A 10,580-nucleotide genomic window follows, 5' to 3' on the forward strand; every position below is an offset into this window, starting at 1 on the left:
GGCACGCCCCCACGGGGTGTCCGGCGCAAGAGGCGGTGACGGGCATGTGGTTCGACTCCGGGCGGGTCTGCCTGGACCTGGTGGCCACCCTCGCCGCCCCCGCGGGCGCCGAGGAGATCCAGGACGGCGACGAGCTGCGGCTGTGGCTCGCCGGAGCCGGGCTCGTGCCCGACCGGACGCCGATCGCCCGGGTGGGCCCCGACTGGGTGGAGGCCTTCCGGGCGCTGCGCTGCGACGTGGGGAGCCTCGTACGGGCCGAGCTCGCCGGGGCCGGTCCCGACGAGGGCGCGCTGGCCCGGGTCAACGCGCTGGCTGCCGGTCCACCCCCGGGACTGTGTGCCGTCCAGGACCAAGAGGGTCACCTCGTACGGGAGTTGTGCGGCGGGGTGGAGTGCGGTGCGCTGCTCGCCGCCGTCGCCCGGGACGCGGTGGAACTGCTCACCGACCCCGGCGAGCGGGCCCTGCTGCGGTCCTGCGAGGGGGACGGCTGCACCCGCGTCTACCTGGACACTTCGCGGGGCCACCGGCGGCGCTGGTGCTCCAGCGAGCTGTGCGGCAACCGCGAGCGGGTCGCCCGGCACCGCCGCAGGGTCCTCGCGGCGCGCCCCGGGTAGCGACCGGACGGCGCCCGGGCAGTGATCTTCGCCCGGTCACCGGAACGGGCGTGCGGACCGGGTGCGGATTCGCGTACGGTTGACGGTCGCCCATGCACGTCAGAAGGGGGCCTTGGTGGCCGCGCAGAATGCCGCTGTCGACAGCACGGCGGATTCCGTCCGCGATCGGGAGATCGCGGTCGAGCAGACGCATCTGGACCAGGTGTACCGCCGCCTCGAGGAGAAAATCGACGAGGCCGAGTTCCTGATGAACGACGCGGCCAAGCGCGGTCAGGTCGGCACGCCCGGCGCGCTCGCCGAGCGCGACGCGCAGGTCTTCCGGGCAGGTATCCACCTGAACCGGCTGAACAACGAGTTCGAGGACTTCCTCTTCGGGCGGATCGATCTCGTCCTCGGCAAGGACGGGGAGCGCGGGCCCGACGGCGCGTACACCTCCGTCCAGCCCGCCGACGACGCGATCCGCGAGGACCTCACCGCCGACATCGCCGAGACGCTCCACATCGGGCGCATCGGCGTGCTCGACGCCGACTACGCGCCGCTGGTCATCGACTGGCGCGCGCCGGCCGCCGCGCCGTTCTACCGCTCCACGCCCAAGGACCCCGGCCGGGTCGTGCGGCGCCGCGTCATCCGCTCCAAGGGCCGCAAGGTGCTCGGCGTCGAGGACGACCTGATGCGCCCCGAGATCACCGCGTTCCTCGACGGCCGGGAGCTGCCCGCCATCGGCGACGGCGCCCTGATGGCCGCGCTCGGGCGGGCCCGTACGCACTCGATGCGGGACATCGTCTCCTCCATCCAGGCCGAGCAGGACATGGTGATCCGGGCCCCCGCCGCCTCGGTCGCCGAGGTCGCGGGCGGGCCGGGCACCGGCAAGACCGCCGTCGCCCTGCACCGCGCCGCCTACCTGCTCTACCAGGACCGGCGCCGCTACTCTGGCGGCATCCTGATCGTCTCGCCGACCCCGCTGCTCGTCGCGTACACCGAGGGCGTGCTGCCCTCCCTCGGCGAGGAGGGCCAGGTCGCCATCCGGGCGCTCGGCTCGCTGGTCGACGGCGCGGAGGCGACGACGTACGACGAACCGGCCGTGGCCCGCATCAAGGGCTCCTCCCGCATGCGCAAGGTGCTCCACAAGGCCGTACGGGGCGCACTGGAACTCGGGGACGCGCCCGAGCGGCTGCGCGTCGTGGCCTTCGGGCGGCGCCAGGAGCTGGAGGCCGACGAGCTGAACCGGATCCGGCAGAACGTGCTCAGCGGCACCGCGCCGGTGAACCTGCTGCGCCCGCGCGCCCGCAAGCTGCTCCTCGACGCCCTGTACGCGCGCTCGGGCGGGGCCGGCCGGCACAGCGATCCCGAACTCGCCGCCGAGCTGCGCTCCGCGTTCGACGAGGACATCTCCACCGAGGACGCGTTCATCGACTTCCTCAACGCCTGGTGGCCCGAGCTGACCCCGCGCGGGGTGCTGGCCGCGATGGCTGACGAGCGCCGGCTCGGCCGCTGGTCGAGGCGGGTCCTGAACCCGCGCGAGACCCGCCAGCTGGCGCGTTCGCTGCGCCGGGTGGGCCCGGACGGCAAGGGCCCGCTGTCGGTGCACGACGTGGCGCTGCTGGACGAGCTCCAGCTGCTGCTCGGCGCGCCGGCCCGGCCCAGGCGCAAGCGGCAGCTCGACCCGCTGGACCAGCTCAGCGGGCTGGAGGAGCTGATGCCGACCCGCGAGGAGACCCAGTGGGAGCGGGCGGAGCGGATCGCGGCGGAGCGCACCGAGTACGCGCACGTGATCGTCGACGAGGCGCAGGACCTGACGCCGATGCAGTGGCGGATGGTGGGCCGCCGCGGCCGGCACGGCACCTGGACGGTGGTCGGCGACCCGGCGCAGTCCTCGTGGACGGACCCGGACGAGGCGGCGGCCGCGCGGGACGAGGCCCTGGGGTCCCGGCCGCGCCGGCGGTTCACCCTGACCGTGAACTACCGCAACCCGGCGGAGGTCGCGGAGGTCGCGGCCCGGGTGCTGCGGCTGGCGATGCCGGGCATGGAGCCGCCGACGGCGGTCCGCTCCACGGGCCTGGAGCCCCGCTTCACGGCTGCCGGGGCCGATCTGGGCGCGGCGGTCCGGGAGGAGACCCGGCGGCTGCTGGAGCAGGTGGACGGCACGGTCGGCGTGGTGGTGGCCATGGACCGGCGCGCGGAGGCCGCGGGCTGGCTGGCGGACCTGGGGGAGCGGGCGGTGGCGCTCGGCAGCCTCGAGGCGAAGGGCCTGGAGTACGACGCCACGGTGGTCGTCTCCCCTGCGGAGATCGGGGACGAGTCCCCGGCGGGCCTGCGCGTCCTGTACGTGGCCCTGACCCGCGCGACGCAGCAGCTGACGGTGGTCTCGACGGGCCGCGACGAGCCCGACGAGGCGGGCGTCCCCGCGCTGCTGAGGCCGTAGTCCTGCCGAACCCGCCCCGTACGACCGGATGGCTCGCAGCCAACGGCGTGGTCGGGCGAGGTCAAGCCCCTGGAGGGGGATCGCTTCCGGCGATCCTTTGTTAGCCTGGGTACGGCACCGACTCGATCCAAGCCCCCGGGCCCAACCTTCGTCGCTTAGAGCGACCACTTGCCGCGAGGCGAGCATGGCGGGTCGGTGTCATAGACGTTCACACAGGTCCGCGCCCCTCGGTCACCGAGGGGCGCGGACCTTTTTCGTACGCGGCTACGCTTCCCCGCATCCCGACAATCTCGTATGGTGGAAGTGTCTTTCCGAAATTTGTAGCTGGTTACCTTGTACTGGCTGGTAGGTGGGACGATCGGACAACAGGTCCTGCCGCACCCGGCGTGCAGCGGGACCCTGTGCGTACAGAAGAACCAGGGACAGAACAGAGGAACACGGCCATGGCAACGGCGCCCAGCGTCTCGTACTCGATGACGGTCCGCCTGGAAGTGCCCGCGAGCGGAACCGCGGTCTCCCAGCTCACCACCGCCGTGGAGTCTTCCGGCGGATCGGTCACCGGCCTCGACGTGACCGCCTCCGGTCACGAGAAGCTCCGTATCGACGTCACCATCGCCGCGACCTCCACCGCGCACGCCGACGAGATCGTCGGCAAGCTCCGGGGGATCGAGGGCGTCAGCCTCGGCAAGGTCTCCGACCGAACCTTCCTGATGCACCTCGGCGGCAAGATCGAGATGGCGTCCAAGCACCCCATCCGCAACCGCGACGACCTCTCGATGATCTACACCCCCGGCGTCGCCCGCGTGTGCATGGCCATCGCCGAGAACCCCGAGGACGCGCGCCGCCTCACCATCAAGCGCAACTCCGTCGCAGTCGTGACGGACGGCTCCGCCGTCCTGGGCCTCGGCAACATCGGCCCCATGGCCGCACTGCCCGTCATGGAGGGCAAGGCGGCCCTCTTCAAGCGGTTCGCCGGCATCGACGCGTGGCCGATCTGCCTGGACACCCAGGACACCGACGAGATCGTCTCCATCGTCAAGGCGATCGCCCCGGGCTTCGCCGGCATCAACCTCGAGGACATCTCCGCGCCGCGCTGCTTCGAGATCGAGGCCCGCCTGCGCGAGGCCCTCGACATCCCCGTCTTCCACGACGACCAGCACGGCACCGCCATCGTCGTCCTCGCCGCCCTCACCAACGCACTTCGCGTGGTGGGCAAGGCAGTTGGCGACGTCAAGGTCGTCATGTCGGGCGCCGGCGCGGCCGGTACGGCCATCCTCAAGCTGCTCCTCGCGGCCGGCGTCAAGAACGTCGTCAGCGCCGACATCCACGGTGTCGTGCACGCGGACCGCCCCGACCTGGTCGACGCGGACGCCGACTCCCCGCTGCGCTGGATCGCCGACAACACCAACCCCGAGGGCTACACGGGCACTCTGAAGGAGGCCGTGGTCGGCGCGGACGTGTTCGTCGGCGTCTCGGCCCCCAACGTGCTGTCCGGCGAGGACGTTGCCGCCATGGCGGAAGGCGCGATCGTGTTCGCGCTCGCGAACCCGGACCCCGAGGTGGACCCGGCCGTCGCGCGCCAGACCGCCGCCGTCGTGGCCACCGGCCGCTCCGACTTCCCGAACCAGATCAACAACGTGCTGGTCTTCCCGGGTGTCTTCCGCGGCCTTCTGGACGCCCAGTCCCGCACGGTGAACACGGACATGATGCTGGCCGCGGCGAGCGCGCTGGCGGACGTCGTCGGCGAGGACGAGCTGAACGCGAACTACATCATCCCGTCGGTCTTCAACGACAAGGTGGCCGGCGCGGTCGCCGGAGCCGTCCGCAAGGCCGCCTCGGCGACCTGACGCAGGGTCCGGTCGAAGCGGGTCCCGGCCAGGGCCCGACGGGCTCCGGCGCGGGGCGTGAGGGCCGCTGTGACGGCCCTCACGGCTTCCCGATCCCGGCGCGTCGCGAGATGCGGGCCCGCCGGGCCGCCTCTAGGGTTGCGGGGATGCCCGCGAGGTCCGCGGTCCGCATCCACCAAGTGCGGACGGAGCGTCACCGCGGCGTGACTGTGGCGCTTTTCGTGTGACCCTGGCGGGTGCCGGATTGGCTTTCCCGCCGCTGGTGGGGGCAGGATGCGTAACCGGGCGAGAGGGTCTGACGTTCAGACCCGGGTCCGGGGACTGTCCGAGGGCCCTGGCAGCATCGGCTTCGATCTCACGCCTCTAAGGCAAGTTGAACACGGGAGTACAACATGAACCGCAGTGAGCTGGTGGCCGCTCTGTCCGAGCGCGCCGAGGTGACCCGCAAGGACGCCGACGCCGTTCTGGCCGCGCTCGCCGAGACCGTCGGCGAGATTGTCGCCAAGGGCGACGAGAAGGTCACCATCCCCGGCTTCCTGACCTTCGAGCGCACCCACCGTGCCGCTCGCACCGCGCGCAACCCGCAGACCGGCGACCCCATCCAGATCCCGGCCGGGTTCAGCGTGAAGGTCTCCGCGGGCTCCAAGCTCAAGGAAGCCGCCAAGGGCAAGTAGTCCGCCCTTGTGCCGGGGGCCGCGCAGGCCCTCGGGACGGCAGCAGTACGCAGAGAAACGCCGAAGGGCGGCCACCCGGGTGGGTGGCCGCCCTTCGGCCTGTCCAGGGCCCCTTGCAGGGCCTTGACGGGGCATCTGCGGGCCTCTGCAGGGCCGGCGGCGCGATCTGCAGAGCCGGCGGCGCGGATCCGCAGGGCCGGCGGCGCGAGGTGCGGGCGCCACCCTCGGGGGCGCCCGCCTCGAACTCGCCCGGCGAAACGCCTCAGACGAGGTCGCCGCCCGGGAGCTCGACCTTGGCTCCCAGCTCCACGAGCTTCTCCATGAAGTTCTCGTAGCCGCGGTTGATGAGGTCGATGCCGTGGACCCGCGAGGTGCCCTCGGCGGCCAGAGCCGCGATCAGGTACGAGAACCCGCCGCGCAGGTCGGGGATGACCAGGTCGGCGCCCTGCAGCTTCGTCGGGCCGGAGACGACCGCCGAGTGCAGGAAGTTGCGCTGGCCGAAGCGGCAGGCGCTGCCGCCCAGGCACTCCCGGTACAGCTGGATGTGTGCACCCATCTGGTTGAGGGCCGAGGTGAATCCCAGCCGGGACTCGTAGACCGTCTCGTGGACGATCGAGAGGCCCGCGGCCTGGGTCAGGGCCACCACCAGCGGCTGCTGCCAGTCGGTCTGGAAACCGGGGTGCACGTCCGTCTCGAGCGCGATCGCCTTGAGCGGGCCGCCCGGGTGCCAGAAGCGGATGCCCTCGTCGTCGATCTCGAACGCGCCGCCGACACGGCGGAACGTGTTCAGGAAGGTCATCATCGAGCGCTGCTGCGCGCCGCGCACGTAGATGTTGCCGCCGGTCGCCAGCGCCGCGGAAGCCCAGGACGCGGCCTCCAGGCGGTCCGGGAGCGCCTTGTGGTTGTAGCCGCCGAGACGGTCCACACCGGTGATCCGGATGGTCCGGTCGGTGTCCATGGAGATGATGGCGCCCATCTTCTGCAGGACGCAGATGAGGTCCTCGATCTCCGGTTCCACCGCGGCGTTGCTGAGCTCGGTGACGCCCTCGGCCAGGACGGCCGTCAGCAGCACCTGTTCGGTCGAGCCGACCGAGGGGTAGGGCAGGCGGATCTTGCAGCCGCGGAGGCGCTGCGGGGCCTCCAGGTACTGGCCGCCCTCGCGCTTCTCGATGGTCGCGCCGAACTGGCGGAGCACGTCGAAGTGGAAGTCGATCGGCCGGCCGCCGATGTCGCAGCCGCCGAGGCCCGGGATGAAGGCGTGGCCGAGACGGTGCAGCAGCGGGCCGCAGAACAGGATCGGGATGCGCGACGAGCCCGCGTGCGCGTCGATGTCCGCAACGTTCGCGCTCTCGACGTGCGTCGGGTCGAGCACCAGCTCGCCCGGCTCCTCGCCGGGGCGCACGGTCACCCCGTGCAGCTGGAGCAGCCCGCGCACGACCCGGACGTCGCGGATGTCGGGAACGTTGCGGAGCCGGCTGGGTCCGCTGCCGAGCAGAGCGGCGACCATGGCCTTGGGCACGAGGTTCTTCGCACCGCGGACACGGATCTCGCCCTCGAGCGGGGTACCGCCATGGACAAGTAGTACGTCGTCTCTGTCTGTGCCGGTCATGAATCTCGCGTTCCGGAGAGGGGCTCCCCCGGCGAAGCCAGAGGAGGGTGGGCAGGGGGCCAGGGAAAAGGGTAAGGGGCACGACCCCCTTGTTCGTAAGGTCGACGCGGCCGTAGGACTGTCATGAATTAGCCACAACACCCTCAGTGCCCACCCCATGGCGGAGTGTCGCATTCCGCCCGTACCGGCCCCGCGCGCTCCTTCCTGCTGCGGTGCGCCCTGAGCTGCGTTCGATCCGATGCCTCCGCCCGCTCCCCCTGAAAGGCGAATGTGCGAGATCATGTCGGCATGACCGAGGTGTCCTCCCTCACAGGGCGGCTGCTCGTGGCCACCCCCGCCCTCGCGGATCCGAACTTCGACCGCGCGGTGGTGCTCCTGCTCGACCACGACGAACAGGGCTCGCTCGGCGTGGTCCTCAACCGGCCCACCCCCGTGGGCGTCGGCGACATCCTGCTGCCCTGGGCGACGCTGGCCGGCGATCCGGGGGTCGTCTTCCAGGGCGGCCCGGTGGGCCTGGACTCGGCCCTCGGGGTGGCGGTCATCCCGGGCGAGGAGGGGCCACTCGGATGGCGGCGCGTGTACGGGGCGATCGGCCTGGTCGACCTGGAGGCCCCGCCGGAGCTGCTGGCCGCGGCCCTCGGCTCGCTGCGGATCTTCGCCGGATACTCGGGCTGGGGCCCGGGCCAGCTGGAGGTCGAGCTCGGTGACGGCGCCTGGTACGTCGTCGAGTCGGAGCCGGGGGACGTGTCGTTCCCCGACCCGGAAAGGCTGTGGCGCGCGGTGCTGCGCCGCCAGCGCAGCGAGCTCGCGATGGTCGCCACCTATCCGGACGACCCGTCGCTCAACTGACCCGCGGCGGGATCGGTACCCTGGCTTTTATGAGCACTCTTGAGCCCGAGCGCGGGACTGGTACGGGGACCCTCGTAGAGCCGACGCCGCAGGTGTCCCACGGCGACGGCGACCACGAGCGCTTCGCCCACTACGTCCAGAAGGACAAGATCATGGCGAGCGCCCTCGACGGGACCCCCGTCGTCGCGCTCTGCGGCAAGGTCTGGGTGCCGGGCCGGGACCCGAAGAAGTACCCGGTCTGCCCCATGTGCAAGGAGATCTACGAGTCGATGGGTCCCGGCGGGGACAAGGACAAGGGCGGCAAGGACAAGTAGTCCTCGAGCAGTCCTTCGCTCCAGCCCGGCAGGACCGAGGCCCCCGATGCGCCGGTGCGCGTCCGGGGGCCTTTGCCGTCCCCGCGCCCTTTGCCGTGCCCGGGGCCAGGGCTAAGGTCGGCCGCAGCGCAGGCGCCACGCGCCATGCGAAACGCGCGTTGCGCATCGCGCAACGCCCGGACGGTGGAGGGGCCGAGGCCATGCCCGATTTGATTCCGGAGCCGCGGTACGCGCGATTCGCCCGCGACGCCGGCACGTGCGTGCTGGACGATCCGCTGCTCGACGTCGGCCCCGGCGCCGGGGGCACCGCCCGCTGGCTGCGCCGCGAGCTCGGCGCCGCCACCGGCTGGGAGCTGCCCGCGCCGGCGGCGGGGGAGTCGTACGGCGAGCGCGCGGTGATCCGGCTGGTGCTCCGCCCCGAGCTTGCGACGAGCGTCGGCGCCGAGTCGTACGAGCTGCACGTCACGCAACGGTGGGTGCTCCTCGAAGGCGCCGACCCGGCGGGCCTCTTCTACGCCGCCCAGACGCTGCGTCAGCTGCTCGGGCCCGAGGCCTGCCGGCGCGCCCCCACGGCGCCGGGCCGCGGCTGGCGGCTGCCGGTGGGAGACGTCCAGGACGGGCCCCGGTTCGGCTGGCGCGGGATGATGCTCGACGTGGCCCGGCACTTCATGCCGAAGGACGGGGTGCTGCGGTACATCGACCTGCTCGCCGCGCACAAGCTCAACGTGCTGCACCTGCACCTGACGGACGACCAGGGCTGGCGGCTCGAGATCAAGCGCCACCCGCGGCTCACCGGGGTCGGTGCGTGGCGGCCGCGCAGCCGCTGGGGGCACCGGGCCTCGCCGCTGTGGAACGAGACCCCGCACGGCGGCTTCTACACGCAGGACGACATCCGCGAGATCGTCGCGTACGCCGCCGAGCGGCACGTCCGGGTGGTCCCGGAGATCGACGTACCGGGGCACTCTCAGGCCGCGATCGCCGCGTACCCGGAGCTCGGCAACACCGACGTCGTGGACACCGGCGCGCTGGAGGTGTGGGACGACTGGGGGATCAACGAGAACGTGCTCGCGCCGACCGAGACCGTACTGCGCTTCTACGAGGGGGTCTTCGAGGAGCTGCTGGAGCTGTTCCCGGCGGACGTCTCGCCGTTCGTGCACGTGGGCGGCGACGAGTGCCCCAAGGGGCAGTGGCGGGCCTCGGCCCTCGCGCAGGAGCGGATCCGGGAGTTGGGGGCGGACGGCGAGGACGGGCTGCAGTCCTGGTTCATCCGGCACTTCGACGGCTGGCTCGCCGAGCGCGGGCGGCGGCTCATCGGATGGGACGAGATCCTGGAGGGCGGGCTCGCGCCGGGGGCCGCGGTGTCCTCGTGGCGCGGGTACGCGGGCGGGATCGCCGCCGCCGAGGCCGGGCACGACGTGGTGATGTGCCCGGAGCAGCAGGTGTACCTGGACCACCGTCAGGCGGGCGGCCCCGACGAGCCGGTGCCGATCGGGTACGTGCGTTCGCTGGAGGACGTGTACCGCTTTGAACCGGTGCCGCCGAAGCTGTCCGCGCAGGCCGCGGCCCATGTGCTGGGCGCGCAGGCCAACGTGTGGACCGAGGTGATGGAGAACCAGGCCCGGGTCGACTACCAGGTGTTCCCCCGGCTGGCGGCCTTCGCGGAGGTGGTGTGGTCACGGCTGCCGGAGCCGGCGGAGCGGGACTACCCGGGCTTCGAGGCCCGGATGGACGGCCACTACCGGCGGCTGGACGCGCTGGGCGTCGACTACCGGCCGCCGGGCGGGCCGTTGCCGTGGCAGCGGCGGCCCGGGGTGCTCGGGCGTCCGATCGAAGGGGAGCCCCCGAACGTGTGATGCGGGTGGGGGCGGGCGGGGACCGGTGGCCGGAACCGTTCCGCGCCGTTGCGTGCCCTTCCGCGCGCCTGCCGTGCCCTCGCACGCCCCTGGCGCGTCGGCTGCGGGGGTCTCGTGTGGTCGCGCGGGGTGTCCAGGGGGCCGCGGCCGGCCGTGGGCGGCGGTCGGCGGCTGCGGGCCGTCGTGTGCGGCCTTCCGGACGGTTCGGCACTGTTCGGAATCCTTCGGACTTCTGTGGAACTCTCGCGGCTTCCGGGACGTCCTTCGTCCTTGGGGGTTGTCGGGAACTCTTGCTCGATTTCGGTGTATTCGGCGAATACTTCCGATTCGGTTGATTCGGTGGATACGGGGGAAACCGGACGGCCGGGAGCTTCAGGGGGCGCCCGCCGGACCCTCGC

At 72.3% G+C, this 10,580-nt stretch carries 8 protein-coding genes; 7 read left to right on the forward strand and 1 reads right to left on the reverse strand.

The genetic code is table 11. The features are described from left to right. The first annotated feature begins 44 nt into the window (after positions 1 to 44). The 4 genes from AB5J51_RS24545 to AB5J51_RS24560 all read left to right on the forward strand — a co-directional run bounded on the left by AB5J51_RS24545 (position 45) and on the right by AB5J51_RS24560 (position 5,557). Positions 45 to 614: an ABATE domain-containing protein gene (locus tag AB5J51_RS24545; RefSeq protein ID WP_053784885.1), complete on the forward strand. Its 570-nt coding sequence runs from the start codon at positions 45 to 47 to the stop codon at positions 612 to 614. Between the two features lie 115 nt (positions 615 to 729). Next, entirely contained in the window at positions 730 to 3,036 is a 2,307-nt protein-coding gene (locus AB5J51_RS24550) for a UvrD-helicase domain-containing protein (RefSeq protein WP_133897904.1), read from the forward strand. Between the two features lie 443 nt (positions 3,037 to 3,479). Further along, positions 3,480 to 4,883, forward strand: a complete 1,404-nt coding sequence (locus AB5J51_RS24555; RefSeq protein WP_053784883.1) for an NAD-dependent malic enzyme — start codon at positions 3,480 to 3,482, stop codon at positions 4,881 to 4,883. A gap of 392 nt (positions 4,884 to 5,275) precedes the next feature. Beyond that, complete coding sequence (locus AB5J51_RS24560) at positions 5,276 to 5,557, forward strand: HU family DNA-binding protein (protein WP_030161324.1); 282 nt, start codon at positions 5,276 to 5,278, stop codon at positions 5,555 to 5,557. Between the two features lie 262 nt (positions 5,558 to 5,819). On the opposite strand, the gene murA is transcribed toward AB5J51_RS24560, so the two are convergent. Further along, positions 5,820 to 7,166 (reverse strand): UDP-N-acetylglucosamine 1-carboxyvinyltransferase, encoded by a 1,347-nt coding sequence (murA, locus tag AB5J51_RS24565; RefSeq protein ID WP_053784882.1) that lies wholly within the window; start codon positions 7,164 to 7,166, stop codon positions 5,820 to 5,822. Between the two features lie 288 nt (positions 7,167 to 7,454). Between murA and AB5J51_RS24570 the strand changes: the two genes are divergently transcribed. The 3 genes from AB5J51_RS24570 (at position 7,455) to AB5J51_RS24580 (ending at position 10,182) form a co-directional block, all read left to right on the forward strand. Beyond that, entirely contained in the window at positions 7,455 to 8,015 is a 561-nt protein-coding gene (locus tag AB5J51_RS24570) for a YqgE/AlgH family protein (protein WP_053784881.1), read from the forward strand. Positions 8,016 to 8,044: 29 nt separating this feature from the next. Continuing rightward, positions 8,045 to 8,329 carry a DUF3039 domain-containing protein gene (locus AB5J51_RS24575; protein ID WP_030010729.1) on the forward strand — a complete coding sequence of 95 codons (285 nt, stop codon included), beginning with the start codon at positions 8,045 to 8,047 and terminating at the stop codon, positions 8,327 to 8,329. Positions 8,330 to 8,529: 200 nt separating this feature from the next. Further along, complete coding sequence (locus AB5J51_RS24580) at positions 8,530 to 10,182, forward strand: beta-N-acetylhexosaminidase (protein ID WP_369778650.1); 1,653 nt, start codon at positions 8,530 to 8,532, stop codon at positions 10,180 to 10,182. Positions 10,183 to 10,580 lie beyond the last annotated feature (398 nt).

The organism is Streptomyces sp. R33 (assembly GCF_041200175.1).
Classification (GTDB): Bacteria; Actinomycetota; Actinomycetes; order Streptomycetales; family Streptomycetaceae; genus Streptomyces; species Streptomyces katrae_B.

Coding starts and splice junctions, on each gene's coding strand:
- AB5J51_RS24545 (WP_053784885.1), top strand. CDS start 45: ATGTGGTTCGACTCCGGGCGGGTCTGCCTGGACCTGGTGGCCACCCTC.
- AB5J51_RS24555 (WP_053784883.1), top strand. CDS start 3,480: ATGGCAACGGCGCCCAGCGTCTCGTACTCGATGACGGTCCGCCTGGAA.
- AB5J51_RS24560 (WP_030161324.1), top strand. CDS start 5,276: ATGAACCGCAGTGAGCTGGTGGCCGCTCTGTCCGAGCGCGCCGAGGTG.
- murA (WP_053784882.1), bottom strand. CDS start 7,166: ATGACCGGCACAGACAGAGACGACGTACTACTTGTCCATGGCGGTACC.
- AB5J51_RS24570 (WP_053784881.1), top strand. CDS start 7,455: ATGACCGAGGTGTCCTCCCTCACAGGGCGGCTGCTCGTGGCCACCCCC.
- AB5J51_RS24575 (WP_030010729.1), top strand. CDS start 8,045: ATGAGCACTCTTGAGCCCGAGCGCGGGACTGGTACGGGGACCCTCGTA.
- AB5J51_RS24580 (WP_369778650.1), top strand. CDS start 8,530: ATGCCCGATTTGATTCCGGAGCCGCGGTACGCGCGATTCGCCCGCGAC.